The sequence below is a fragment of the Planotetraspora mira genome (genome assembly GCF_016863275.1).
Lineage (GTDB): Bacteria > Actinomycetota > Actinomycetes > Streptosporangiales > Streptosporangiaceae > Planotetraspora > Planotetraspora mira.
Genome location: NZ_BOOO01000048.1, coordinates 33,443 through 57,591 on the forward strand (window position 1 = coordinate 33,443; position 24,149 = coordinate 57,591).

Consider the following 24,149-nt stretch of genomic DNA (forward strand, 5'->3'; position numbering starts at 1 on the left):
TCTACGCACCTACCTCGTCGAGAAGCCTTTCGAGCAGCGGCCGGGAATGCATCAACGTCTCGATGTCGCCGGGCCGCTCGACCTCACCGAAGTGAATCTGGCGCGCGCCGGTACGCATGAACACGATGCACCATCGCACGCCGTTGTATACGTGGTACCACTGGAGATCGCCGAGGGCTATACCGGTGACCTTCTCGTACGTCGCCTTCGCGTCTTCTTCACGGAGGAAGTGCGGCATGCCCGGCATGGCCATCACCGTGGTGATCGACTCGAAGACCTGGTGGGCGGAGATCATCCAGGAGATGTCGAGCTCGCGTGGGCCGATCGCGGCCATCTCCCAGTCGAGCACGGCGACCGGCGCGAAGTCGCGGTAGAGGATGTTGCCGATCCGGGAGTCGCCCCAGCTGAGGACCGTCTCATGGGTCTCCGGCAGGTTCGCCGTGAGCCAGGCCAGGCCGCGTTCGACGAGCGGAGAACGGCCCAGGTCGGTCGTCGCGAAGTCGTACCACGCCCGCGTGCGCGCCAGATTCCGCGCGAGCAGGCTGTCGCCCTCCGCTCCCTCGCGCGGGGTGAGGAACCCGAATGTCGAGGACGCGTCGGGGATGGCGTGCAGCTTGGCGATCGTCTCGACCGTGACGTCCTGCAGGCGGCGTTGCTCGTCGGGCGAGGCGTCGAACAACCAGTTGCCGCCGAAGTTGTAGGGCAGCACGTCGGGTGGGACGACGCCCTCGACCCGGTCCATCAGGAAGAACGGGCTGCCGATCACCTCACCCGTGGGCTCCATCCACCGCACCCGCGGTACCGGCACATCGGTCAGTTCGGCGACCAACCGCATGGCGTCGTACTGGTCCTGAAGGGCGTATTCGGGAAACACGGGAACGTCTTCCGCCGCCGGCGCGACGCGCGCGACGAAACGGCCGGCCTGCTGCCGGCCGTTCTCGGTCCAGGTGGCGTCGACGAACACCGTCTCCGACGACAGGCCGTTGGCCTCGACTCCTTCGTGCACCACGACGTCGGGGTCCGCGGCGCCGGCGGGGAGGACGGTCGCCAGCCACTGGGCGAGATGGGCGGAAAAAGCCTGGGGATCGCGGCCTGAGCGCCGCATCTTCTTCTCTGCCGGTCGGCGGTCCATCGAACTCCCTCCGGGTAGCGAATGTGAATTCCGCGGAAACCCAAATAGAACAAGTTCTAGACTCGCGATTACATTACACCGCGGACGGCGAGAGAAATAGCGCCGAATACAAGCACCCTGTCGCCGACGAACCGCCGTCGGTCATCGCCCCTGGCCAGTGAATGAGAACAGGTTCGAGAAGCAGTCCTAGGCGTCGGTTCGCTTCTCCAGCCGGCTGCCACGCGGCAGAGTGACCGCCATGATGTTGCTGGGGATGTCCAGCACGATGCGATGCCATCGCCCGCGCGGGACGATGGCCGCGGTTCCGGCCCACAGCCTGATCTCTTCCTCCTGTTGTCCCGGCCGCTCCGGACGGAGGTAGAGGCTTATCTTTCCGATGAGGCAGGACACGATCTCCTCGGCCTCGGGATGGACTTCCCAGTGGTCGGCGTGGACGTCGGCCGAGGTCTTCGCGTGGAAGGCCATCAACTGCCAGCCGTCCTCGTCGGAGACCCTCGGTCTTTTCTCGGCGCGGATCTCGCCGCCTTGGGTGAAGTGGATGGAGGACGCGAAGAGATCGATCGGGGTGACAGTCATGCCGAGACGGCCTTCCTGCAGTGATCTTTCATCCGGTGGGGTTGCGGCCCGGGTGGATCGCCGGTCAATCCCGGGCGAGGAGAGATTCGCGGTCATCGATCTGCTCGGCCCGTGATGGCAGGCTGGTCCGGCGCAGGACGCTGAGGGCGACGAGGACGGCGGCGACCAGGAGCACGGCGCCGAGCGTCAGGCCGAGCGCGTACCCGTCGTTGAGGGCCTCCGGCGTGACGGCCTGGCCGGTGCGGTCGTGCGCGACGGTGCCGAGGACGGCCAGCCCGAGCGAGGCACCGATCTGGCGTGAACTGTTGAGCAGGCCCGACGCGGTGCCGGTCTCGTTGAGCGCGACACCCGTCGTGCCGATGGAGACGACCTGGCCGAGGCAGAGCCCGAATCCGACGCTGGCGACGATCGACGGCCCCAGCACGTCGGTGATGAAGGCGCCGTCGGCGCTGATCAGGCCGAACCAGGCGAATCCGGCGGCAGTCAGCAGTCCGCCGCTGACCAGAAGGGTCCGCGGCGCGAAACGGTAACCGAGTTTGACGGCGAGTACCGAGCCGGCGACCACGCCGAGGGCGAACGGCAGGAACTCGATCCCGGTCAGGGCCGGCCCGATCCCGAGCACTCGTTGCAGGTACAGCGACATGAAATAGAACGCCGACGACATCGCCGCACCGACGAGGAGGTTGTAGGCGTTCGCGCCGGCGACCGAGCGGTTGGCGAACAGGCCGAGCCGGATCAGCGGTTCGCGCGTGGTGGTCCGCTCGACGTAGATGAAGGCGGCCAGCAGCGCGGCGGCGACCGCCAGAGTCGTCAGGGTGACCGGGGAGGTCCACGCATACCGGTCGGTGCGGACGACGCCGAACACCAGCAGGGCCATGCCCGCCGTGGCCAGGACGGCACCCAGCACGTCCGGGCGGCCGTCGCGAACCGAGGACGGGTCGGCGGCGACGGCCCGCCAGACCAGGGCCAGCGCGCCGGCGGCCATCGGGACGCTGACGAACATCACCCATCGCCAGCTGGCGTACTGGGTGAGCAGGCCGCCGATCAGGACGCCGAGGGCGCCCCCGGCGGCGTTCACCGCGGCCCATACGCCGAAAGCCCGGATGCGAGCCTTGCCCGTGGGAAACGTCGCGGTCAGCAGCGCCAGCGCGGCCGGCGCCAGCGCGGCGGCCCCGATGCCCTGTACGGCACGAGCGGCGACAAGATGGCCGGGTTCCTGGGCGAACCCGCCGACGAGTGAGGCGAGGCCGAACAGGCTGAGCCCGAGCAGCAGCATCCGCTTACGACCGTACCGGTCGGCGGCCTTGCCACCCAGGAGGAGCAGCCCGCCGAAGGTGAGCGCGTAAGCGTGGATCACCCAGGTCAGACCCACCGCGCTGAAACCGAGGCCGACAGCGATCTGCGGGAGTCCGACGTTCACGACCGACAGATCCAGCGACACCATGAACTGCACGACGGCCACCGCGGCGAGAATGAGCCCCGGCCGGGCACCCGAATCGACGACCACGCTTCCGCCCGCTGATCGTCCACCTACTGGCGTTCTCATGACCGCAATCGTGGTCCAGCCGCTGTTCAGAGGCGTCCCACAAGCGGAGTCATCTTCCGCTACCGCACCGGGATCAACGACTGGCCGGACTACGACGCCGGAAGTAGAACCGCGCGACGTCGTAGTCCGCCGGCGGGTGCCCCTGAGCCCGCGCCCGATCCAGTTCACGGACGGGGGCGCATGTGATCAGCCGAGAGATCGGGCGCGGGCGATGAGATCCGCGAGATCGATCACGTCCGGATCCTCGGTGACCTCGGCCAGTCGCGCGGCGTGGGCCGACAGGTCCTCCAGCCCGAGTCCGAAACGCTCGCCGCCGGCGCCCCAGCGCATGCGCAGCCGCTCGGCGAAGGCCGCGGCGACCACGTCCACCTGGAACCGAGGCCCAGTGGTGCCCCACAGGTCCGGCGACAGACCTGCCGTGTCCACCGAGCCGGTCAGCTCCGAGGGACGGCGGGTTTCCGGGTCGAGCCATCGGACGGTCGCCGTGGCGAGTTGCCCCACGGCCCCCGGCCGCAGCCGCACCCAGTAGAGCGCCGTGACGGCGTGGCCCGGGCCGACCTCTCCGCCGTCGCGGGAGTCGTCACGGAACTCCTCGGGCGAGAGCTCCCGGTTCTCGTACCCGATCAGCGCGTACGAGTCGACGACGCCCGGGTTGAACGCGACCTGCGCCTTGGCGTCGCGCGCCCGGACGTCGAGAGTGGCGGGCAACCGGTCGACGAACACCGTGCGCGCCTCGTCCAGGGAGCTGACGTAGACCGCCGCCCCGTCGCCGTTGTCAGCGAGTTGCTCCATCAGGTGGTCGCCGTACTCGCGCCCGACCCCCACGCACAGCAGGGTGACCTGTTTCCCCGCGTAGTCGCGGACCCGGCCCAAGATGCCCTGCCATTCGGTCTCCCCGGTGTTGGCCAGCCCGTCCGACAGCAGGATCACCCGGTTGGTCGCCATCGACCGGAACGCGCGCGACGCCTCCACGTAGCCGGTGACCAGTCCCTCTTCAAGGTTGGTCGAGCCGTCGGGGACGAGTTCCTCGATCGCGGAGTGGAGGTGCGAGCGCTCCGACACCGGGGTCATCGACGTGAGCAGCCGCGCCGAGCCGCTGAAGGACACGATCGACACCTGGTCGCCCGGCATGAGCTGGTCGACGAGCGTGTGCAGGGCCCCGCGGACCAGGTCCAGGCGGCCGGCCTCCGCCATCGAGCCGGACACGTCCACCACGAAGGTCAGGTTGGCCGGCTTGCGTGCCGCGGACTCCGTTCGGCGTGTCTGCAGGCCGACGCGCACGATCGCGGCGCCGTTCGACCGGGCTCCGTCGACATGTACGGCGAAGCCGTCGTCGTCGGGCTCCGCGTAGTCCTGGCGGAACGCGTTGACGAACTCCTCGGTCCGCACCTGATCGGGCTCGGGCCACCGGCCCTCCTGGATGGCCCGGCGCGCGTAGCCGTACGACGCGGTGTCGACGTCGAGGGCGAATGTGGACAACTGCTGGTCGGTCACGTCCCGCTCGACGGCATCCGCGGGCGCGGCCACCGTGGGGGCGTCACCCGGGGTCCCGGCGGAATTCGACGAGGTGGCCTGGCCGGCGCACGCGGAGCCCAGCAGGACCAGCGCGACGACGGCGGAGAGAACACGCGGTTTCATGGAGTGCCTCCATTCGGGTTCACCCCCTTTAAGACGCAGTGCCGTACGGCGACGCTGGGCGCGTCATCCAAGCGAGGGCAAAGCGTTCCCACCGCGTGATCAACCGACCCACGTCACGTGGCCGCGCTCGTGCACGCCGGCACCCGCTGCAGCAGCAGGTGCCGGCGCCTGGACCTGCGGGCGGCCGTGCACCGTCCCCGCGTCCCGGCGGATGGTGCACCCGTTCAGCGGGCTGAGTCGGGAGTGCGCTGCGGAGCAGCCAGGACCCAGGCGGCGAAGGCTTCGACGCCGTCCACGACCGCCTCGAAGCGCGCGGAGTGGAACAGGTCGAAAGCGTGCTGCCCGCCGGGCAGTTCGGCGTAGACCACGGTGCTGTCCGAGACGCGGCGCAGTTGGGCGACGAAGTTCCGGGCGCCCTCGACGGTCGCCAGCGCGTCCTTGGTGCCGTGGGCGATGAGGAACGGCGGCGCACCGGGGTTGAGGTACGCATACGGTTGGTTCGGGGACGGCGTTTCGTCGGGCTCCCCACCGAAGAAGTGGCCGTAGTAGCCATAGAGGCAGATCGCCCCGGTGACCGAGGTGTCGGCCGACTCGAATCCGGGCTGGAACACCGGGTCGTTCGGCGTGAGCGCGCACAGGGCCGCCAGGTTGGAGCCGGCGGAGCTGCCCGCGACGAACAGCCTCGACGGATCGGCGCCGTAGGCGGGGGCGTGCTCGCGGACCCAGGCGATGACCTTCTTGGCGTCGATCTGGTGGCCGGGAAAAGAGGTCTGGGGCCGCAGCCGGTAGTTGGCGCTGATGCACACCCACCCCTGGCCGGCGAGGCGGTACAGCAAGGGCCGCGCCTCGCGGTTCTTCGCTCCGCGGGTGAATCCGCCGCCGTGGAAGTAGACCAGGACCGGCGCGTTCTGCGGCGCGCCGCGGCGGCGGTAGATGTCGAGCAGATTCCGGCGGCCGGCGTCCCCGTAGCGGATGTTGGGGATCCGCTCCACGTTGCGCTGCCGCATCAAGCCCGGCAGCAGCAGGATGCGGGCCCAGGGCCGGTGGCGGCGCAGCGGTTTGTGCACATGATCTCGCCAAGCGGTCCCCAGCCCCTGCTCAAGGGCGCGCCCGACCACCTGGTCCGTCCGCAGGCCCCGCCAGGCGGACACGGCCATCCCGGGGATGGTGGCGAGGGCCACCGCGGCCGTCGCCTTGGCGCCCGGTGACTCGAGATCGCCCTGGGCCTCAGCCAGTGCCGTGGAGGCCAGCAGTGCCAAAATGCCCAGGAACGGCACCTCGTTGAGGGTCAGGCCGAACCAGAAGCTCATGCTCGCCAGTGGTCGGGGCCGGCGCGGCGCGACAACGGCGAAGAAGGTGCACCAGGCCAAAAGCGCCGTCGACGCCACGTATCCCAGCGGCATGGTCATGATCGAACCCCCGTCAACTCTGGGAATCTGTCCCGGCAACAGATTGGGACGATACGTATCGTCTCGTCAGAGCATGCCGGGGAGCGTGTCCAGAGTCAATACGCGACGTTTCGTTTCGCCTACGATGAGGGCATGTCCAAGGGGCCGAACGCGGCACGCCGCAACGAGAGCAGCCGGCAGGCGATCCTCGCCGCCACCGAAGACCTCTGCCGCGAGAACGGCTACGGACGGCTGACCATCGAGGCCATCGCCGCCCGCGCAGGAGTGGGCAAGACGACCATCTACCGGTGGTGGCCATCCAAGGGCGCGGTCGTCCTGGAACTCCTCGACCAGGCCGCGACCCTCGCCTCCGCTCCCCCCGACACCGGCGATCTGGCCGCCGACCTGCGCACCCTGCTGACCGAGGTCATCGGCATCCTCACACCGGTGCACACCTCGCCCGCCACCGGGCTGATCGCCGAGGCGCTGCAGGACCCCGACCTCGCCCACGACCTTAGGGAACACCTCATCGAACCGCGCATCGCCGCGTTCAAGCAACGGCTTCGCCGGGCCCAGGACGCCGGCCAGCTCTCCGCCGACGCCGACCTCGACGTCGCGCTCGACCTGCTGTACGGCCCGCTCTATCACCGCATGGCCCTTCATCTCGGCATGCCCGACCCCGGCCACCTCGACTCCCTCGTCGCCCACGTCCTGCGCGCGCTCACCCCGCCACACCCCGCCGGCGTCCGCGAGCGGCGAAGGAAGTCGCAGACCGGCGTTTCATGAGTGGTCGGTGACGGTCTGCGGGTCCGGCTCCGGTGAGATCGCTGCCCCGGCCGACAGCAGTCTCTCCGCCAGCGCGCGACAGCGCCTCCCGAGCTCCGGAGGGTCGAGCACCTCGAAGTCGTGCCCCAGCAGGAGCACGTGCATGAGCACGAAGTCGAGGCTGGCGGCGCCACTTTCCACCTCACAGAGCTCGTTCCCTCGCCGACGTACGACGGCCGCCGACGCCGGAATCTGCGCGCGCACCGTGTCGGCCGACGCGTGCACGAGGAAGCGCGCCTGGTGCGGGTAGACGCGGCTCGCCACACCCTCCTGCACGTACGTCGCCGCGTCGGGCGCGGCGCGCGGGCGGAAGCGCCTGGTCCGTGCGGACACATCGGTCATCCGGTCGACGCGGAAGCTGCGCCAGTCGGCGCGGTCGAGGTCGTAGGCGAGGAGGTACCACCGCCGGTCGGAGGCGACCAGGCGGTAGGGTTCGACCCGCCGCCGTCGCACCTCGCTCCCGGAGGGGTAGCCGAAGGCGGCCTCGACCTGGTCGCGGCAGGCTCTGGCCAGCGTCATGAGCACCTTGGGGTCGACCGGCGTGCGGCCTCCGCCGAAGGACTCCACCGAGCCGATGAGCGCGCGCACCTCGTGTCGCAGCCGGGCGGGCAGCACCTGGTCGAGCTTGGACAGTGCGCGGAGCGCGGCGTCGCCGGTACCGGCGACCGCGCCGCCCGCGCCTGCGAGCAGCGAAACCGCAGTGGCGATCGCCTCCTCGTCGTCGAGAAGCAGTGGCGGCAGGTCCTGGCCCGGGCCGAGCCGGTAGCCGCCGCCGACACCCTGGCCGGCATGCACCCGATAGCCGAGCGTGCGCAGCCGCTCGACATCACGCCGTACCGTGCGCGGCGTGACCCCGAGCCGGTCGGCGAGCTCGGGCCCGGTCCAAACCTGGCGCTGCTGCAGCAGCCCTAGCAGGGTGAGCACGCGCTCCGTCGTGCCCCGCTCGTCACTGCTCGCCCCGTCCATGCCGCCCACCCTGCCAGAGATAGCGGACCGATTCTGTCCGCTAGGAGTGTCAGGGTGGCCCCATGGATGCAGACGTACTCGACTGGAACCGGACGCTGCGCGACCTCGACCTGCACACGAAGCCCGCTACGAACGGAGCAACCCGATGAGCCGCCATATCCAGGTCACCTTCGACGCCCACGACCCGCGGGCTCTGTCGACCTTCTGGCGCGACGTGCTGGGCTACGTCCACCCCGGCCCGCCCGGAGTCGACCTGCCCGAGGACGCCGACCCGCTGGCCGCGTGGGACGACTTCCTCGCGCGGGTCGGCGTACCGGAGGAGCAGCGCAACACGAGGTCGGCCCTCGAGGACCCGGACGGGCACGGCCCACGGCTGTTCTTCCAGCAGGTGCCGGAGGACAAAATCGCCAAGAACCGCGTCCACCTCGACGTCCGCGCGGCCCCCGGACTGCAAGGAGAGGAGCGGATGGCGGCCTTGGAGGTCGAATGCGACCGGCTCGTCGCGCTGGGAGCGACGCGGGTACGTCGCTACGAGCCCGCGCCCCCGATGAGCGCCGGCTTCATCGTGATGACCGACCCCGAGGGCAACGAGTTCTGCCTGGACTGACGCAGATCAGCGGTCTCAGCGTTCGCGGGCGCAGAGGTATGCGTCCAGGTCGGCGGCGCCCTTGAGCATGGCTCGGCCCCGGGCGGACAGGCGGGCCTGCCACTCGCGCAGGGTCGACTCCAGCGGGGCGACGCCTCCGGCGGAGCGGACCTGAGCGATCAGCGGGGCGATCTGCTCCAGGAGGTAGCCGCCCCGCCTGAGCTGGTGGGCCAGCCGGACGTCCCGTACGTCGGCCGCGCTGTAGATCCGGTAGCCCGTCTGCGGATCGCGGCGCGGCCGGACCAGCCCGGCGTTCTCCCATTTGCGCAGGGTGGCAGGGCGGATGCCGAGCCTCCTGGCCAGGGGGCCGATGAACGTGTCGCCGCGCTCCTGCGGCATGGGCGCCAGATCGCGGAGCGCGGCTTCGACGGCCTGGAGAGTGCGGCGGTCGTCGAGCAGTTGGCCGTGACTCTCGTCGATGAGCCGCAGCGCGTCCTCGGTGGCGCCCCGGTTGACCGCCCGCATGATCGACGTGGCCGTCTGGTGCCCGTGCCCGGGCGCGAGGGCGAGGAAAGCGCGCAGGGATTGCGCGTGCAACGGTGTATAGGTGCGATAGCCGTGGACGGTGCGTTCGGCGGCGGGCAGGATGCCGGCGTCCTCGTAGTTTCTGATCGCCTGGGTGGACAGGCCGTGCTCGCGCGCCAGGTCCACTGGCCTCATGGATGCATCACCGATTGAAGGTTTTCGTGCTGAAAGCGGGCATTCTCACGGCAAAGTTTACATCGAATGTTCAGCGATACCGTTGAAGGCATGGACATCAAGGACACGGCCCGGCCGCTCGACGGCGCGGGCGTCTCGGCGTTCCTCCGGTCGCTTCCCGCTGAGCCCCTGCTGCTCGGCCTGGGCGAGGCCAGGCACTTCGTGGGAGAGCTGGGCGAGTTGCGCAACGAGATCTTCCGGCACCTGGTCGAGCACGAGGGCTACCGGTCGTTCGCCATCGAGAGCGACTGCCTCAGGGGTCTCGTGGTCGACGACTACATCGCGACGGGCGCGGGCACGCTCGACGACGTCATGGAGCGCGGCTTCAGCCACGGCTTCGGCGCGTCCCCGGCCAGCCGCGAACTCGTGCGCTGGATGCGCGCGTACAACGAGGAGCATGACGAAAAGCTCCGGTTCTTCGGCTTCGACGGCCCGCTGGAGTACTGGGCCGAGAGCCCGCGCGAGGCGCTCACCGCTCTCTGCGCCCTCCTCGACGGCCCGTTGCCCTGCACCAGGGAGACCCTCGACGCGCTGCTCGGCCCGGACGACCGGTGGACGAACGAGGCCACGGTCATGGACCCGTCTCAGTCGATCGGCCAGTCCGCCGACGCCCAGCGGCTGCGGCTGCTCGCCGACGACCTGGTGACACTGCTCGACACTCAGATGCCGCGGCTGAGCGCGAAAGACAGGGAGCGGGCGGCGCTGTACGGGCGCACCGCCGTCGGCCTGCTCCGCTACCACTCCTCGATGGCCGACACGTCCCCGGCGCGGATAATGCGGCTGTCGGCCCTGCGGGACGCGATGATGGCCGCCAACCTGCGCGCCATCGCCGGGCAAGGCCCCGCCCTGGTCTTCTGCCACAACCTTCACCTGCAGCGGGACAAGAGCTTCATGCGGCTCGGCGACCTGCCGGTGGAGTGGTGGAGCGCAGGGGCGATCACCGAAGCGCACCTGGGCGACCGGTACGCCTTCCTGGCCTCCGCCTTCGGCACGGTCGGCGACGACACCCCGCCCACGGACACCGTCGAGGGCATCCTGTCCACGCTCCCGTGGGACCGCTCCCTCATCGACGCCCGCCGCCTGGTCGAGGCCATCACGAAGCCCGCCCCGCGCGTCTCGCACGACTTCCGCTATTTCCCGCTGGACCCGGCCCAGCTCAACATGATCGACGGCGTCGTCTTCCTCAAGCAGGTTGTCAGCCTCGATTGACAGGCGTGTGCCGGCCCCAGCACGATCTGCCGGCTTTCGTGCTGGGGGAGCCCGCCCCCCGGCTTCGCGATCTCCATCGCGTTCCTGGAGGCCTCGGGCATAGCGTTCACTCTCAATTCATTGCAACTCGAGAACCGACGGTGTTGCATTACGTTTCAAGGCCATCGCAACGATTTTCTAGCTTTCACCTGCATAGATGATGAGTATGCGCAACGACTTTGTTGCCGTCTCCCTGAAAGCAACGTAGCGTTTCCAATGTCGGAAACAACGAACGAGCACAGGAGAACATCATGCAGAAGTTCGACACCCCCGCCCCGATCACCACCGTCCTGAACATCCCCGCCGGACGTGTCCAGCTCATCGCCGCCGACCGGACCGACACCACCGTCGAGGTCCTGCCCACCAACCCCGCCAAGAGCCGCGACACCAAGACCGCCGAGCAGACCACCGTCGCCTACGCCGACGGCGTCCTGCGGATCGAGACCACGCCGAACAACCAGCTGTTCGGCCCGTCTGGATCCATCGAAGTGACGGTCAAGCTGCCCGCCGGCTCCCGCATCGAGGCCAAGGCCGCCGGCTGCGAACTCCGCGGTGTCGGCCGCCTCGGCGACGTCGCCTTCGACGGCGCGTACCGCCAGATCAAGATCGACGAGGCCGCGACCGTCCGCCTCACGGCGATCGACGGCGATGTCGAGGTCGGGCGGCTGGGCGGCCCCGCGAACATCAGCACCGCACGAGGCGACATCCGCATCACCGAGGCCACCGGCGGCGCGGTCGTGCTGCGCACCCAGTTCGGCGACATTTCGGTCGCCGCCGCCGGCGGCGTCTCGGCCTCTCTGGACGCCGGCACCTCCTACGGCCGCGTCAGCAACACCCTCAAGAACGACGGCACCGCCGGACTCGACATCCGCGCCACCACTTCCAAAGGCGACATCACCGCCCGCAGCCTCTGAAGGAGCAGAACCAGGACCATCCGGCCGGGCCCACCGCGATCGAGATCCTTTCGGTCGTCGCCGAGGCCCGGCCGTCCACCCCGAGGGGCCTGCGATCCACACGCAGGGCCGGGAGAAGTCGTACAAGACGTCGCCACTCAGGGGCACTGGCGGCGGGGCCGAGCAAGTCGAGGTGGTGGTGCTTGAGCGGGGCACCCGGCGATCCGGGCATACTGCAGCCGAATCGTCACACAGGAGACGCCAACGCATGAATACGCCCCCATCGACACCTGGAGCGGAGCGGACTGACGGATCATCCGTCCAGATCGGCGCTCTCGTTCCGCTGACTCGGCCTGGCTGGGTCGAGGCAGGCCGGCACTTGCTCGCCGGACTCGAACTGGCCGTTCGCGAAGTCAACGAGGCCGGCGGGATCGCCGGAAGACCACTCGAGCTGGTGGTCCGAGACACCGCGGCTGATCCGCAGAGGGCCGCGGCGGCCGTAGACGAACTGGCTCACCTGGGCGTGGCCGCCTTGGCGGGGGAGTATCACAGCGTCGTCGCTCGCGCCGCCGCCGCCAGGGCCGACGCCCTCGGCCTGCCGTTCCTCTGCTCGTCAGCGGTTCTCGACGCGCTCACCGAACAGCCGACGGAATGGGTCGCGCGCCTCGCCCCGGCGCAGTCCCACGGCTGGCGGATCTACGCGGACTTCCTCCTCAGCGCCGGCCACAGCCGAATCGCCGTAGCAGCCCAGCCGAGTGTCTACTGGGCATCTGGGGCCCGCATTCTGCGGGACTACCTCGCTCCACGCGGCGGCTCCGTCATCGAACTCGACATGCGGGCGCTCGCACCCGCGGCCGTGTGCGACGAACTCGTCGACAATCGCGCGACAGCACTCCTTCTTCTGGTCGGCCACCCGGAGCCGGCAGTGTCGATCGTCACGTCTGTCCGCCGCGACCGGCGCCTCGCCGAGATCATGATTGGTGCTCCGGCCGGGCAACCGGAGTTCGCCGAATGGGCGACGTTGCTGGGCGACGACAGCGCCGCGATCCCGTTCTTGCGTTACCTGCCCGAGCGTCTCAGCCCACTCGGTGCACGAGTCGAGACGGCCCTCCGCGAGCGGCTGGCCGAAGCGCCCTCCTTCGTATCCTTCGAGGGCTACGACACGGTCACCGTCCTCGCCGATGTGCTGCGTTCTCACGGCGCGGACCGGGCGCGCACTGCCGAGTCCTGGCCGCGCGTCGCAGTCGAAGGCACCCGCGGGCAGATCCAGTTCTCCCGCACGCCGGGCATCAGCGTTTGGCAATGGGCTTGGACACCGGTCCAAGTCGTCGATCGAGATCCGGCGGAACCCGGTCGCTTTCGGATCCTTCACACCGGCTGAGAGAGCACGGACGGTGTCACGCGGCGTTTCACGACGCGCGGTGGTTCGGCGTCGACAGGATCCCGCGTCGACGCCGAACCTACGCCTCGGTGCCGGTCACGCCGGTCATGCCGGACCGTCCGTCCAGACGAATCCGGCCGGTGTGCCCGGCAGTGGCCGCGTCACCCCCACACGACAGGGGCTTTCCCCGACCGCTACTCCGCGTAGGGCTGGTCCGTTCCCCGTGCGCTGTAGCCAAGACTCCAGATGTAGCCGTCCAGGTCCGCGAAGGAGCCGCCGTACCCGCCCCACGGCAGGACGCCGGCGGGCTTGAGGACCGTGGCGCCGGCCTTCTCGGCCTCCGCGAGGATCTCATCGACTCGCGCCTCGCTGCGGACGACGTAGGTGAGGACCAGACCCGTGAAGCCGCTGCCTTCCGGGCTCGTGCCCACCTGCCCGGCCAGGCCTTCGCGGCCGTAGAAGCCGACCGGCGAGGCGCCGTCCGATTCGAAGAACACCGAGATGCCGTAGTCTCTGTCGACCTTCCAGCCGAGACCCTCCGTATAGAACTGCTTGGACCGCTCCAGGTCCCGGACGCCGAGGAGGATCGAGCTCACGTGCGCCTTCATGCCATGTCTCCTGATGATTTCGGTATATGCGCTGCCTGAACCGGCAGGCGTGACACCCGGGCCGGGCCCGGCGGTCACATCGGCGTGGGTTCGCCGGTCAATTGGTATGACAGGCCGAGACGGAGGAATGTGACCGATGATCGAGCAGGACTGGCTGAACGAGCGGTTCGCAGAGCACCAAGACCGCTTGCAGGCGGTGGCCTACCGAATGCTCGGCTCACCCGGCGAAGCCGAAGACGCGGTCCAGGAGGCGTGGCTGCGGGTCAGCCGCGCCGACACCGGCCAGGTGGAGAACCCGGCCGGGTGGCTGACCACGGTCGTCGCCCGGGTCTGTCTGAACATGCTGGAGGCACGCCGCAACCGGCGTGAGGAGTCGGCCGGGGCGCTGCCGCCCGAGCCGGCCGCACCGCACACGAGCACCCTCCCGACCGGCCAGGCCGACCCCGAGGGCGAGGCGCTGCTGGCGGATTCGGTCGGTGTCGCGCTGATGGTGGTGCTGGACACCCTGACTCCCGCCGAACGGCTCGCGTTCGTCCTGCACGACGTCTTCGCCGTGTCGTTCGGCGAGATCGGCGCCGTCATCGACCGCTCCCCGGCGGCGGCACGGCAACTCGCCAGCCGGGCCCGGCGCCGGGTGCAAGGAGCGTCCGAGGCATCCGATGCCGCGCGATCCCCGAAGCGGGAAATCGTCGCTGCGTTCCTTGCCGCCTCCCGGAGCGGGGATTTCGCCGCCCTGCTCGAACTGCTCGATCCGGACGCCGTGGCCGTCGAGGTCCGCGGCGCCCACGCGGTGGCGGCCTTCTTCGCCGGACGAGCTCAGGCCGCCCGGCTGGCTCTGGTCGACGGCGTTCCGTCGGCCGTCTGGTCGCACCGCGGCCAGCCGAAGGCCGTCCTCACCTTCACCATCGGTGCCGGGAAGATCACCCACATCGCCGTCGACACCGACGCCGACCGGCTTCGCGACCTTGACATCGTCTTTCTTCACGCCGGCAAAGGGGAGCGGTGATGAGCCATGCTCCCCGACCGGCCCGCAGCGTGACCGGCATGAATCTCAAGGTCTCGTCTTGCACTCTCGCCGTCCACGACCTCGACGAGGCGCTCGGCTTCTACCGTGACGTGCTCGGCTTCGAGGTACGCGATGACGTCGAGGGCGAGGAGACGCGGTGGATGAGCGTCGGCCTGCCGTCGCAGCCGAACATGCGGATCATCCTCAAATCACCCGGCGCAGACCTGGGTGCCTCGCCGGCCGACCGGCAGGCGATGGAGGAGTTGATGGCCGACGGCCTGCTGGGCCATCTTGTCTTCGAGACCGACGACTGCGACGCCACCTTCCAGCACATCGAGGCAGCGGGCGCTGAAGTGATGCAAGAACCGATCAACCAGCCCGACGGCGTCCGCGACTGCGCCTTCCGCGATCCCTCCGGCAACATGCTGCGATTCACCCAGCCGCGGCACAGGCGGGAACACGTGCTCGCCATCGAAAGCGCGAAGAAGCCCGAGACACGCATACGGCGGACGGAACGCGGTCGAATGCCGTGAGATCACATGGTTTGATCGACGCGTGCGGCGATGGGGAGAGGGATCGGGATGAGGACGTTCACCAGTTGGAAGACCGCGCAGGGCGCCGAAACCGCCCTGGCCGATCTGCTGCCGCAGGAGACCTTTCATGAGGTCCGCGGGGCTCTGGCGTTCGCCGCCGAGCAGCATGGCGATCAGCTTCGGCCGACGGGCGATCCGTACGTGGCCCACCTGGTGGAGGCACTGGAGACGGCGGTGGCCGGGGCGGGGATCGTGGACCGCGACGTGCTGGTCGCGCTCGCGCTGCACGACGTCGTGGAGGACACGCCCTGCCCGATCTCCTCGATCGCCGATCGGTTCGGCGAGCGGGTAGCCGAACTGGTCGGCTGGGTGACCAAGCCGCAGACACCGACCGGAGGCGACAAGCGCGAGGTGAAGCGGGCCTACCTCCGCTCTCTCGCCTCGGCACCGGACCAGGCCGTGCTCGTCAAGTTGGCCGATCGGGTCAGCAACGTGCAGGAGTTGCACCGCATGCCGGAGGACTTCCAGCGCCGGTACCACCGCGAGACCGTCGACTTCATCCTTCCGCTCGCCCAGCGCGAGCCGTGGTTCGCCGACTGGTTCGAGACCTGGCGGAAGGCCTGGCGCGAGCTCGAAGCCTGAGACGCTCGGACTGTCGCCATCACCAGATCATGGCGAGCGGCAGCCGAGTTCCGCGGGGTTCGGCCCGCCCCACCTCGTATCCGTCGCTGTGCGAAGGAAGGCCGGAGCGCCCCCGACGCCCCGGCCCTCCCCGCGTCATCGGGTGGTGTAACGGATGACGTCGGTGCGCATCACGTCGCCCGACGCCTTCACCGCCATGAAGGTGTGATTTGTCTTGGTGAGCCCTGAGGCACTGAACACCTTCTGCCGCGTGGCACGTACGTCGCTGTGCGTGTCGACGCGCTTGACGAGTTTGCCGTCGATGTAGATGTCGACGAGACCCTGATCAGGCGTGGTGGCGGTGATCCAGTCGACTCCTGTGCCCGCGAACGTGTACGAGACCGAGTCGCCGTTGTGGGTCGTGGCGTGGACGTCGTCGAGATAGTCTCCGCGGAACGCGAAGTCCAGTTTCGCCGGGCCGACCTGCAGCGTGGCGAGGTAGCCGGCCGACAGGGTCACCGTCGATCCCGACAGGGTGTAGTCGGTTCCTTCCTTGAGTGCGGTGCCGTCGAGCGAAACCCCGGCGAACTCACTGCCGTCGCGCAGGAGCTTCACCGGCACGTCCGCGGGAGCCTTCTTGTCGAACGACACAGCCGACGGGTCGATGAGACTCGGCTGGATCACGTCGATGCGATCGAGCAGCATGAAGGATCCGGACTTCTTGACGACTTTGAGCGTGTGGCTTCCGTTGGGAAGGTCGTCCACGCTGAACACCTTCTGTTGCGCGAGGCGCGGCTGTCCTGAATCACGCCCGGTGTTCACACTCTTCACGAACTGCTCGTCGATGTAGACATCGACGTCACCCTGCGAGGTGTCCATTTCGGTGACGTAGGAGACGCCCGTGCCCACGAAGGAGTATTGGAACGAGTCGCCGTCGTGTTCGGTGTAGTGGACGTCGTCGTCGTAGTCGCCCAGACTCCGCCCAGTGCTCTGCGACCATGACCCCGTGTAGACGATGCCGGGGGCGGTGTCGTTGAGCGTGATGGTCCGAGTCGGGCCAGATGCCGACGGCGGCGCCGCGGTGCCGGTGTCGGTGACGTTGACGTTGAGTGGTTGTGAGGTCGCGGCGACCTCGTTTCCGCCGTTGCGGGTCCACTCACCGGCATAGCCGACGCGCAGCGCGTCGTCGTTGACGCTGACTTCGGCGCCGGACTGCGGCGTCACCTTGAGGAGCCGTACCCCGTGGATGGGGACGTCCGAGGCGGTGAAGCCGGTGCGGAAACGACCCAGGTTCTTGCGCGCCCACAGGTCGCGCACGGTGGCGGAGCCGGTCAGACCGATGTCGGTCCAGTTCGCGGTGATGTCCTTGTCGGTCCGGCCGAGGTTGAACAGCGCGACGGTGTAGCTGCCGTCGGAGTTGAGCGCGTACCACACCTGCTGCTGGGTCGCGGTCGAGACCGGGCGCGCCGGCGTTCCTTCCTGGTCGACGGCGATGACCTCCGGGTTGGTGAGCAGGCTGAGCCCGTAGGCGTCGAGGTCCGTCAGGTCGTTGCCGGTGTACAGCGGCGCGGCGGAGGTCGCCCACAGGGTCATCGCCGTCTGTCGTTCGTCGCGGGTCAGGCCGTCCATCTTGCCGTTGCCGATGTCAATCGAGTCGAGGTCGTTCCAACCGCCGTTTCCGCCGTTGCGCCACCAGGTCGCCTCGGACGGGAAAAGCCGGGCGATGTTGTCCCAGTTCGTGAGCGCGTCATGGGGGCAGTAGCACTCGACGTCCCACTGGATCCGCCAGCCGTTGGCCATGGATCGCCAGTAGTCCGCGTAGTTCGGGTCGAGCGCCCACGAGAGCTCGAACCAGATCTTGTGTGCCTTGAGCGCCTTCGACCAAGCGGCGACATCGTCTCGGGCGTCAAGCGAGAGGTCGCTCACCCCGGATCCGGGGGTGACGCTGTCGAACTTGACGAAGTCGACACCCCACTGCGCAAGCAGGTCGGCGATCGAGTCGATGTACTTCTGCGAGCACGGGTTCGAGAAGTCGATCCTGTAACCGATCTTCCAGTAGTCGGAGGGACGGGGCGGTTGCGCTACGACGTCGTGCGTCGTGCACCCCGGGGCTCCGGCGATCGGCAGGCTCGCGTTGTAGATGTCGGGGGAGATGCCCGGGATCATGTAGACCCCGAACTTCTGGCCGTTCGCGTGGACGTGGTCGATGACCTTCTGCAGGCCTTGCGGATAGAGCGTGGCGCTGGGCTTGGGCCGCCCGTTGGCGTCAACCCCGTCGTTCCATCCCGCATCGACGTTGATGTAGTCGTAGCCGTACTTCTGCAGCTTGGCGTGCATCGCGTCGGACTGTTTGACGAGTTGGTCGCCGGTGATCCACTTCGAGTTCCCGGAGTAGACCTGCATGCTGTAGCTGCTCCACCCCATGTACGGCCGCGTGGCCCACGGGTCGGCGGTGGATGCGTCTGGTTTCCTGGGCGTCGGTGTCGGCACCGTGTTGGACGACGGCGTCGGCGAGGGAGTGGGGGTCGTGGACGCCGTCAGGGCGGCGGTGGCTGCGTCGGATTGTGTCGCGGACGCCGGCATGACCTCGCCGAGCATGAGCCCGACGGCCATCGCCGCCACGCTCATCACCGCGAGCGCTCGACGCGCCCTCGTGTGTCGTTTCAATGCGATCTCCTCTTCGTGTGGTCCGGGGGCACGACGCCCGTGACCAGCGGCGGTGGGCCGTCCGGTGCAGCGATCAGTGACGGCAGCCTCGTGATGTCGAGGAGCACCGTCTGCTGCGGGTCGAGGGTGGGCAGGGGGATGCCTGCACCGGCCCGATGCGGCCAACTTTGATCATTTCGCCTGGTCAGGCTGCGGGCACCGTCCTGGTCGCCACGCGGTTGGAACTGGAGGCGGAACACGCCGCCACCGGCGCTTTCGTCCGGCGGGAAACCCGGGAGAAGAGCGCGGCGCTCATGCGTGATGCCGCGCCGGCCGGGGAGTTGGTGATCGCGCGAGGTGGCCGGAGGGAACGGCACGGAGGGTGACAGGGGGGCATCGGGGTCCTCAAAGTCTGGCAGGGAAGCCGGTGAGTGCCGCCGAGCGTAGGACTCGTCCGCCCGTGAATCAATACTTGACGAAGGAAATTATTACGCCTACGTTTCGGGCCATGCTTACCGAGTCCGGCACGGGCGCTCTCGCGGATTCTCCTGTGGTTACGGCCGTGTTCACCGCAGCGCTGACCGAGCGGAGGGGCGAAGGTCCGCGAGAACCTGCTCGTCGTCGCGGTGGGATGGACCGCACACAGGTTCTCAGCTGGTGGCGCCCCAGGTGAGAGAGAGGCCGGTGGCGGCGCGTTCGGTGCGGATCTCCATCATGCTGCCGAGGATGGTGGCATGGTCGGACACCACGGGCGTGGCGTCGAGCGTGTAGGTGATCCGGGTGCTGACGAGCACCGGGCTGCCTTGCGGCTCGTGGAGGTGGCGGGCGACGGCGGGGTCGAGCAGACCGGGCCGGACCACCTCGGACGCCCGGGCGACCGTCACTCCCGTGTCGGCGAGCGCCGCGTAGAGGGAGACGGCGGTGAAGTCGCGGTCGCGGATCTGGTCGGCCACCGGCCGGCGGACCCAGGACACCTGGTGTACGGCGGGACGCCCCGCGAACTCGCGGACCCGCTCCAGCCGCAGGGCGGTGTCGCCGGGACGCAGTCGCAGCTCCGCGGCGATCCGGGCGGGGGCCCGGCGCACCGCCCGCCCGGCCACCGCGGTGCGCACGTCGTGGCCTTGCTTGAGCAGGTCGTCGACCAGGCTGCGGAGCGAGTCGAGCTGGTACGCCAGGTGGGGCGGGGCGATGAACGTGCCCCTGCCGGGCTGCTGCACGATCAGCTTCTCGTCGCTGAGCTCCCGCAACGCCTGGCGCAGCGTCATGAGGGTCACCCCGTAGGAGGCGCTCAGCTCCCGTTGCGGCGGCAGGGCCTCACCGGGGGCGTAGTGTCCCGACCGGATCTTCGCGGCGAGGTCGGCGGCGATGGCGCGGTATCTCGCCTCGTGCCCGGCGTCGGGGGTCATCGTGGTCGGTCACACTCCTGGTCGAGGGCTTGCCGCAGGGTCGCGAGGAAGGCCCGCAGGTCGTCCGGCCCATCCCCGTCGAGCACCCGCCGCATGACCGCGGCGCCGACCACCACGCCGTCGGCGTGCCGGCGGGCTTCGCGTGCCTGTTCCGGGGTGGAAATGCCAAATCCTAGCAAGACCGGCCGGTCGGAGACGCGCCTGATCCGCTCGGTGAGCTCCGCCGCCGAAGCGGCGAGGGCGGCCCGCTCACCGGTGGTGCCCATCAGCGACACCGCGTAGACGAATCCGCGGCTGCGGCACGAGATCTCCGCCAGCCGCGGCTGCGGCGTCGCCGGCGACGCCAGCAGGACCAGCTCGATCCCGGCGGCGGCTGCCACGTCCGTCAGCTCGTCCGCCTCGTGCACCGGCAGGTCGGGCACGATCAGGCCGTCGACGCCCGCCCGGCGCAGCGCGGCGCAGAACTCCTCGGGGCCGTCGTGCAGCACCAGGTTGTAGTAGGTGCTGATGACCAGCGGCACGCCCAGGTCCGGCATGCCGGACAGATCGGTGAGGATCCGGCGGGTGCTCGCCCCCCGGGCCAGTGCCGTTTCGCCGGCCTGCTGGATGGTGACGCCGTCCAGCGTGGGGTCGGAGAAGGGCAGGCCGACCTCGATCGCGTCCGCCCCGGCGGCGGCGAACGCCCGCAGGTAGTCCGTCCAGCCGGACGTGATCCCCCCGGTGATGTACGGCATGAGCAGGCCGCGGCCGGCGTCCCGGTGGGCACGCAGACGGCGTTCGACCGTGCCCGCGGCCAGGGTGTGGTTCGTCACAGCAGCTCCTTCAGGGTTGAGACGTCCTTGTCGCCCCTGCCGGACAACGTCATCAGCACCGTCGATCCTGCGGGGAGGTCGCCGCCGCCCGCCGCGCTGATCACCCAGGCGAGGGCGTGCGCCGATTCGAGCGCCGGGACGATGCCTTCGGTACGCGCCAGCCGTACCGCCGCGCCGACCGCCTCGTCGTCGGTCACCGTGACGTAGCGGGCCCGGCCCAGGTCGCGCAGGTGGGCGTGCTCCGGGCCGACTCCCGGGTAGTCGAGCCCGGCGGCGATGGAGTGGGCCTGGGTGATCTGCCCGTCGTCGTCCTGCAGGAACAGCGAGCGGCAGCCGTGCAGGACGCCGAGCCGGCCGCGGGCCGCCCCGGCGCCGCCCTCCGCCTCGACACCGACCAGGCGCGCCGGGGTGTCGGCGAATCCGGCGAACGTGCCGGCCGCGTTGGAGCCGCCGCCGACACACGCGACCACGTAGTCCGGGACGCCGGTCCGCAGCTCGGCGGCGCACTGCGCGCGGGCCTCGTCGCCGATGATCCGCTGGAACTCCCTGACCATCCATGGGTACGGATCCGGCCCGACGACCGAGCCGATGCAGTAGTGGGAGTCGCCGGTCGCGCCCACCCAGTGCCGCATCGCCTCGCTGGTCGCGTCCTTGAGGGTACGGCTGCCCGTGGTCACCGGAACCACCTCGGCGCCCAGCATGCGCATCCGGAAGACGTTCAGCGCCTGCCGCTCGATGTCGCGCTCGCCCATGAACACCGTGGCCTCAAGCCCGAGCAGCGCGGCGGCGGTCGCGGTGGCCACCCCGTGCTGGCCCGCTCCCGTCTCGGCGATCAGCCTGCGCCGTCCCATCCGGGTGGCCAGCAGGGCCTGGCCCAGCACGTTGTTGATCTTGTGGGATCCGGTGTGGGTGAGATCCTCGCGCTTGAGGTACAGCTGCACGCCCAGCGCCTCCGACAGCCGGCGGGCCGGTGTGAGCGGGGTCGGCCGCCCGGCGTGCACGGCGAGCAGCCGCGCCAGGGCGCCGCGGAACCCCGGATCCGCCCAGGCCTCCCGGAACGCCTCGTCCACCTCGCGGCATGCCTCCACCAGGGACTCCGGCGCGTACCGTCCGCCGTACTCGCCGAATCGGCCCCGCGCTCGGGGCTCGCCCATCGTCCCGTCCGGCGGGACCGGCTCACGCCACGGCGACATGTCTCGCATGCCATGCTCCCATCGTTCTATAACTCTATAAGGAGTTCTATAACAGTGAGTGTGGCATGGGAGGCGAGGACGCGCCACCACCGGTGCCCGGCACGGCAACCAGGAGGGTCTTCGGCCGCGAATCACAGCACGGGCGGTTACTCGGATTCCGCGCGGGGACGCCAGGTTCCGTCGAGTGGGATGCCGGCGGCGGCCGCGATCCGGTTACGCGATTCCAGCAACCTGCTCTGCAAGGCCGGCAGGTCCACACCCACCAGCCGCCCGTCGCGCTTGACCACGCGGCCGGCCACCAGAACCGTGTCGACCAGGCCGGGATGGCCGGCGGCGACGACGGTGCCGGCGGGGTCGGTGACCGGGAACACGGTGGGATCGTCGGCGCGCAGCAGGATGATGTCGGCGTCCTTGCCTGGCGTGAGGCTGCCCGTTCGGGCGGCGAGTCCGCACGCCCGGGCGCCGTCGACGGTGGCGAACTTCAGCAGGTCCCGGGAGTTCAGTCCGCCGTCGAGGCCGCGCTGCACGGCGTAAGCGGTGCGCATGGTGGCGAACATGTCGCCGCCGACCGAAGGGCAGTCGTCGATGGACAACGTCGGGCGCAGGCCGGCCGCCAGCATGCGACCGGTCATCGGCCAGCCGAAGCCCATCTTCAGCTCGACGTCCGGGCTGATCGACACCGAACTGCCGGCGTCGGCGAGCATCTTCAACTCGTCGTCGCTGATCCCGTTGGCGTGCACGAAGGTCGTGGTGTCGAAAAGCAGACCGTGCTCGCGGAGTTCGGCGATCGGGCGGCCGCCTGTCAGGCCGTCGACGTGCACACTGGTCCGCAGTCCGAGATCGGCTGCCAGCTTCAGGTCTGCGGCGACCATGTTCATGGTGGCCTCACCCGGACCGCGCAGGCCCAAGGCCATGGTGACCAGGCCGTCTTCCGGAACGTCGGACCGGACGCGGCGGACCTCGGCGTCGATCTGGTCATCGGTGCGGTACCCCGCGCCGTAGCAGAGGATCGACCGTCCGGGCACGGCTCGCAGGCCGGCGAGGGCGGCGTCCGCGTGTTCGGGGCTCTGCGCGGCGTGGAACCAGTCCAGCATCGTCGTCACGCCGGAGTGCAGCGCCTCCAGCCGGCCCAGCATGTTGCCCAGATAGACGTCCTCAGGTTCGTAGTGGGGCTTCAACGTGCCGTGCACCGCCACCACGTAGTCGGCGAATGTCCAGTCCGCGCCGATGCCGCGGAACGCGGTCTGCCAGGTGTGCCGGTGGGTGTCGACGAAGCCGGGCAGCACGATCCGGTCGGTCGCGCCGATCATCGCCGCGTCCGGCGCGTCGATCCGCTCGGCCACCTCGACGATCACGCCGTCTTCGATCAGCACGTCGCCGCGGTCGAAATCGCCGACAGCCGCGTCCATGCTGACGACGGTGCCGCCGGTAATCAGGGTCCTCATGGGGTAAGCGCCTCCACGAACGCCTTCGGATTGTCCAACATCACGTTGTGGTGGGAACCCGGTGCCGCCAAGGGGTCGCCCATCTGCCGTGACGCCTCAAGCGTGGCCGACCGGCATGCCGCCTTGATGCCTATCGCGGCAACTTTGGCAGCAAATAGCGCCTTAGAACGGTTATCTGATGTGGTAGGTGCGGCGGTGGCGCAATAATCTGCTCACGTGGATGACGTGGACCGGTCGATACTGGCCGTGCTTGAGAAGTACGGTCGGATCAGCAACGCGGAACTCGCCGCCCGGGTCGGTCTGTCGCCGTCTCCCTGCCTCCGTCGCGTGCGGCGGCTGGAGGAGACCGGGGTGATCCGCGGTTACCGGGCGCTGATCGATCCCGCTGCCGTCGGCCGCAGCCTGCGGGTGTTCGCCGGTATCCGGCTGGTACGGCACGGCCGCAAGGATGTGGTCGCGTTCGAGCGTGCGGTCGTCCGACTGTCCGAAGTGGTGCATTGCCACCACGTCACCGGCAACTACGACTACCTGCTCCAGGTCGAGGTCGCCGACCTGGCCGCCTACGAGGACTTCCACGCCAACCGCTTGGCCAACCTGCCCAGCGTGGCCGCGGTGACCAGCTACGTCACCATGAAGACGCTCTCCGCCGACAGCACGTGAATTGCGGCAGGCCTTCTGACCTGGGGAAGCCTTGTAGCCAGTTGGATGACGGGCTCGGGAGCGGATGTCCCGAGCCCACGTCGCCGTGGAACCCGAGAGCCGGCTGCGACGTGGTTCCGCACGGGGGCGACCAGCCGCGGAGATGGGCATCAGGACAAAATGTCACGATGCCTTGTGTTCTCGGCGCCGACTACCAGGGGCGCCCGGGCCGGGGCGGGATACTGCGCGCCACAAGCGATCGAGGATCTTCATGACTCAGACGGACGACAGGCCCCTCGCGG

23 protein-coding genes are annotated in these 24,149 nt (G+C 69.4%); 10 read left to right on the plus strand and 13 right to left on the minus strand.

Features of this window, described 5'->3' with window-relative positions; translation table 11 throughout:
- Position 1 precedes the first annotated feature (1 nt).
- The 5 genes from Pmi06nite_RS37810 to Pmi06nite_RS37830 form a co-directional block, all read right to left on the minus strand.
- Positions 2-1,132, minus strand: a complete 1,131-nt coding sequence (locus Pmi06nite_RS37810) for a phosphotransferase family protein (protein WP_203958037.1) — start codon at positions 1,130-1,132, stop codon at positions 2-4.
- Positions 1,133-1,318: 186 nt separating this feature from the next.
- Positions 1,319-1,708, minus strand: coding sequence for a cupin (locus Pmi06nite_RS37815; protein ID WP_203958038.1), 390 nt, complete (start codon positions 1,706-1,708; stop codon positions 1,319-1,321).
- 64 nt (positions 1,709-1,772) lie between these two features.
- Positions 1,773-3,254 carry an MFS transporter gene (locus Pmi06nite_RS37820; RefSeq protein ID WP_203958039.1) on the minus strand — a complete coding sequence of 494 codons (1,482 nt, stop codon included), beginning with the start codon at positions 3,252-3,254 and terminating at the stop codon, positions 1,773-1,775.
- A 186-nt stretch (positions 3,255-3,440) separates the two neighbouring features.
- Entirely contained in the window at positions 3,441-4,892 is a 1,452-nt protein-coding gene (locus Pmi06nite_RS37825; RefSeq protein ID WP_203958040.1) for a vWA domain-containing protein, read from the minus strand.
- A gap of 224 nt (positions 4,893-5,116) precedes the next feature.
- A complete protein-coding gene (locus tag Pmi06nite_RS37830; RefSeq protein WP_239114482.1) occupies positions 5,117-6,301 on the minus strand; it encodes an alpha/beta hydrolase in 1,185 nt (394 codons plus the stop codon).
- 132 nt (positions 6,302-6,433) lie between these two features.
- Here Pmi06nite_RS37830 and Pmi06nite_RS37835 point away from each other — a divergent pair, with 132 nt between their 5' ends.
- A complete protein-coding gene (locus tag Pmi06nite_RS37835; protein WP_203958041.1) occupies positions 6,434-7,066 on the plus strand; it encodes a TetR/AcrR family transcriptional regulator in 633 nt (210 codons plus the stop codon).
- On the opposite strand, the gene Pmi06nite_RS37840 is transcribed toward Pmi06nite_RS37835, so the two are convergent.
- Positions 7,061-8,071: a helix-turn-helix transcriptional regulator gene (locus Pmi06nite_RS37840; RefSeq protein ID WP_203958042.1), complete on the minus strand. Its 1,011-nt coding sequence runs from the start codon at positions 8,069-8,071 to the stop codon at positions 7,061-7,063. The genes Pmi06nite_RS37835 and Pmi06nite_RS37840 overlap by 6 nt on opposite strands.
- Positions 8,072-8,216: 145 nt before the next feature.
- Here Pmi06nite_RS37840 and Pmi06nite_RS37845 point away from each other — a divergent pair, with 145 nt between their 5' ends.
- On the plus strand, positions 8,217-8,678 hold the full coding sequence (locus Pmi06nite_RS37845) for a VOC family protein (RefSeq protein ID WP_203958043.1): 462 nt from the start codon (positions 8,217-8,219) through the stop codon (positions 8,676-8,678).
- A gap of 15 nt (positions 8,679-8,693) precedes the next feature.
- On the opposite strand, the gene Pmi06nite_RS37850 is transcribed toward Pmi06nite_RS37845, so the two are convergent.
- Positions 8,694-9,377: a TioE family transcriptional regulator gene (locus Pmi06nite_RS37850; RefSeq protein ID WP_203958044.1), complete on the minus strand. Its 684-nt coding sequence runs from the start codon at positions 9,375-9,377 to the stop codon at positions 8,694-8,696.
- A 90-nt stretch (positions 9,378-9,467) separates the two neighbouring features.
- On the opposite strand from Pmi06nite_RS37850, the gene Pmi06nite_RS37855 reads away from it, so the two are divergent.
- From Pmi06nite_RS37855 to Pmi06nite_RS37865, 3 genes are all read left to right on the plus strand, one after another.
- Positions 9,468-10,625 carry an erythromycin esterase family protein gene (locus Pmi06nite_RS37855; RefSeq protein WP_239114483.1) on the plus strand — a complete coding sequence of 386 codons (1,158 nt, stop codon included), beginning with the start codon at positions 9,468-9,470 and terminating at the stop codon, positions 10,623-10,625.
- Between the two features lie 290 nt (positions 10,626-10,915).
- Entirely contained in the window at positions 10,916-11,578 is a 663-nt protein-coding gene (locus Pmi06nite_RS37860) for a DUF4097 family beta strand repeat-containing protein (protein WP_203958046.1), read from the plus strand.
- Positions 11,579-11,825: 247 nt separating this feature from the next.
- On the plus strand, positions 11,826-12,938 hold the full coding sequence (locus tag Pmi06nite_RS37865; RefSeq protein ID WP_203958047.1) for an ABC transporter substrate-binding protein: 1,113 nt from the start codon (positions 11,826-11,828) through the stop codon (positions 12,936-12,938).
- 194 nt (positions 12,939-13,132) lie between these two features.
- On the opposite strand, the gene Pmi06nite_RS37870 is transcribed toward Pmi06nite_RS37865, so the two are convergent.
- Positions 13,133-13,546, minus strand: a complete 414-nt coding sequence (locus Pmi06nite_RS37870) for a VOC family protein (RefSeq protein ID WP_239114484.1) — start codon at positions 13,544-13,546, stop codon at positions 13,133-13,135.
- A 136-nt stretch (positions 13,547-13,682) separates the two neighbouring features.
- Between Pmi06nite_RS37870 and Pmi06nite_RS37875 the strand changes: the two genes are divergently transcribed.
- Genes Pmi06nite_RS37875 through Pmi06nite_RS37885 form a run of 3 tightly spaced genes read left to right on the plus strand, consistent with a single transcriptional unit; the run spans position 13,683 to position 15,727 of the window.
- A complete protein-coding gene (locus Pmi06nite_RS37875) occupies positions 13,683-14,552 on the plus strand; it encodes a sigma-70 family RNA polymerase sigma factor (protein WP_203958048.1) in 870 nt (289 codons plus the stop codon).
- Between the two features lie 38 nt (positions 14,553-14,590).
- Positions 14,591-15,085 carry a VOC family protein gene (locus Pmi06nite_RS37880; protein ID WP_203958049.1) on the plus strand — a complete coding sequence of 165 codons (495 nt, stop codon included), beginning with the start codon at positions 14,591-14,593 and terminating at the stop codon, positions 15,083-15,085.
- Positions 15,086-15,133: 48 nt separating this feature from the next.
- The gene (locus Pmi06nite_RS37885; RefSeq protein ID WP_203958050.1) at positions 15,134-15,727 is read left to right on the plus strand and encodes an HD domain-containing protein; all 594 of its coding nucleotides are present in this window, start codon (positions 15,134-15,136) and stop codon (positions 15,725-15,727) included.
- Positions 15,728-15,862: 135 nt separating this feature from the next.
- On the opposite strand, the gene Pmi06nite_RS37890 is transcribed toward Pmi06nite_RS37885, so the two are convergent.
- Positions 15,863-18,373 (minus strand): X2-like carbohydrate binding domain-containing protein, encoded by a 2,511-nt coding sequence (locus tag Pmi06nite_RS37890; RefSeq protein ID WP_203958051.1) that lies wholly within the window; start codon positions 18,371-18,373, stop codon positions 15,863-15,865.
- A gap of 167 nt (positions 18,374-18,540) precedes the next feature.
- Here Pmi06nite_RS37890 and Pmi06nite_RS37895 point away from each other — a divergent pair, with 167 nt between their 5' ends.
- Complete coding sequence (locus tag Pmi06nite_RS37895) at positions 18,541-18,738, plus strand: hypothetical protein (protein WP_203958052.1); 198 nt, start codon at positions 18,541-18,543, stop codon at positions 18,736-18,738.
- 264 nt (positions 18,739-19,002) lie between these two features.
- Here Pmi06nite_RS37895 and Pmi06nite_RS37900 read toward each other — a convergent pair whose 3' ends face one another.
- From Pmi06nite_RS37900 to Pmi06nite_RS37915, 4 genes are all read right to left on the minus strand, one after another.
- Positions 19,003-19,758, minus strand: a complete 756-nt coding sequence (locus tag Pmi06nite_RS37900) for a GntR family transcriptional regulator (protein WP_203958053.1) — start codon at positions 19,756-19,758, stop codon at positions 19,003-19,005.
- Entirely contained in the window at positions 19,755-20,570 is an 816-nt protein-coding gene (trpA, locus tag Pmi06nite_RS37905; protein ID WP_203958054.1) for a tryptophan synthase subunit alpha, read from the minus strand. The genes Pmi06nite_RS37900 and trpA overlap by 4 nt, the downstream gene beginning before the upstream one ends.
- Positions 20,567-21,772 carry a tryptophan synthase subunit beta gene (trpB, locus tag Pmi06nite_RS37910; RefSeq protein ID WP_203958055.1) on the minus strand — a complete coding sequence of 402 codons (1,206 nt, stop codon included), beginning with the start codon at positions 21,770-21,772 and terminating at the stop codon, positions 20,567-20,569. Before trpB ends, trpA begins: the two co-directional genes overlap by 4 nt.
- Before the next feature lie 137 nt (positions 21,773-21,909).
- Entirely contained in the window at positions 21,910-23,208 is a 1,299-nt protein-coding gene (locus Pmi06nite_RS37915; RefSeq protein WP_203958056.1) for an amidohydrolase family protein, read from the minus strand.
- Positions 23,209-23,424: 216 nt separating this feature from the next.
- On the opposite strand from Pmi06nite_RS37915, the gene Pmi06nite_RS37920 reads away from it, so the two are divergent.
- Positions 23,425-23,868: an Lrp/AsnC family transcriptional regulator gene (locus Pmi06nite_RS37920; protein WP_203958057.1), complete on the plus strand. Its 444-nt coding sequence runs from the start codon at positions 23,425-23,427 to the stop codon at positions 23,866-23,868.
- The last annotated feature ends 281 nt before the right edge of the window (positions 23,869-24,149 follow it).

Coding starts and splice junctions, on each gene's coding strand:
- Pmi06nite_RS37820 (WP_203958039.1), bottom strand. CDS start 3,254: ATGAGAACGCCAGTAGGTGGACGATCAGCGGGCGGAAGCGTGGTCGTC.
- Pmi06nite_RS37915 (WP_203958056.1), bottom strand. CDS start 23,208: ATGAGGACCCTGATTACCGGCGGCACCGTCGTCAGCATGGACGCGGCT.
- trpB (WP_203958055.1), bottom strand. CDS start 21,772: ATGCGAGACATGTCGCCGTGGCGTGAGCCGGTCCCGCCGGACGGGACG.
- Pmi06nite_RS37885 (WP_203958050.1), top strand. CDS start 15,134: ATGAGGACGTTCACCAGTTGGAAGACCGCGCAGGGCGCCGAAACCGCC.
- Pmi06nite_RS37830 (WP_239114482.1), bottom strand. CDS start 6,301: ATGACCATGCCGCTGGGATACGTGGCGTCGACGGCGCTTTTGGCCTGG.
- Pmi06nite_RS37865 (WP_203958047.1), top strand. CDS start 11,826: ATGAATACGCCCCCATCGACACCTGGAGCGGAGCGGACTGACGGATCA.
- Pmi06nite_RS37840 (WP_203958042.1), bottom strand. CDS start 8,071: ATGGACGGGGCGAGCAGTGACGAGCGGGGCACGACGGAGCGCGTGCTC.
- Pmi06nite_RS37855 (WP_239114483.1), top strand. CDS start 9,468: ATGGACATCAAGGACACGGCCCGGCCGCTCGACGGCGCGGGCGTCTCG.
- Pmi06nite_RS37860 (WP_203958046.1), top strand. CDS start 10,916: ATGCAGAAGTTCGACACCCCCGCCCCGATCACCACCGTCCTGAACATC.
- Pmi06nite_RS37875 (WP_203958048.1), top strand. CDS start 13,683: ATGATCGAGCAGGACTGGCTGAACGAGCGGTTCGCAGAGCACCAAGAC.
- Pmi06nite_RS37815 (WP_203958038.1), bottom strand. CDS start 1,708: ATGACTGTCACCCCGATCGATCTCTTCGCGTCCTCCATCCACTTCACC.
- Pmi06nite_RS37825 (WP_203958040.1), bottom strand. CDS start 4,892: ATGAAACCGCGTGTTCTCTCCGCCGTCGTCGCGCTGGTCCTGCTGGGC.
- Pmi06nite_RS37900 (WP_203958053.1), bottom strand. CDS start 19,758: ATGACCCCCGACGCCGGGCACGAGGCGAGATACCGCGCCATCGCCGCC.
- Pmi06nite_RS37835 (WP_203958041.1), top strand. CDS start 6,434: ATGTCCAAGGGGCCGAACGCGGCACGCCGCAACGAGAGCAGCCGGCAG.
- Pmi06nite_RS37870 (WP_239114484.1), bottom strand. CDS start 13,546: ATGAAGGCGCACGTGAGCTCGATCCTCCTCGGCGTCCGGGACCTGGAG.
- Pmi06nite_RS37880 (WP_203958049.1), top strand. CDS start 14,591: ATGAATCTCAAGGTCTCGTCTTGCACTCTCGCCGTCCACGACCTCGAC.
- Pmi06nite_RS37845 (WP_203958043.1), top strand. CDS start 8,217: ATGAGCCGCCATATCCAGGTCACCTTCGACGCCCACGACCCGCGGGCT.
- Pmi06nite_RS37850 (WP_203958044.1), bottom strand. CDS start 9,377: ATGAGGCCAGTGGACCTGGCGCGCGAGCACGGCCTGTCCACCCAGGCG.
- Pmi06nite_RS37810 (WP_203958037.1), bottom strand. CDS start 1,132: ATGGACCGCCGACCGGCAGAGAAGAAGATGCGGCGCTCAGGCCGCGAT.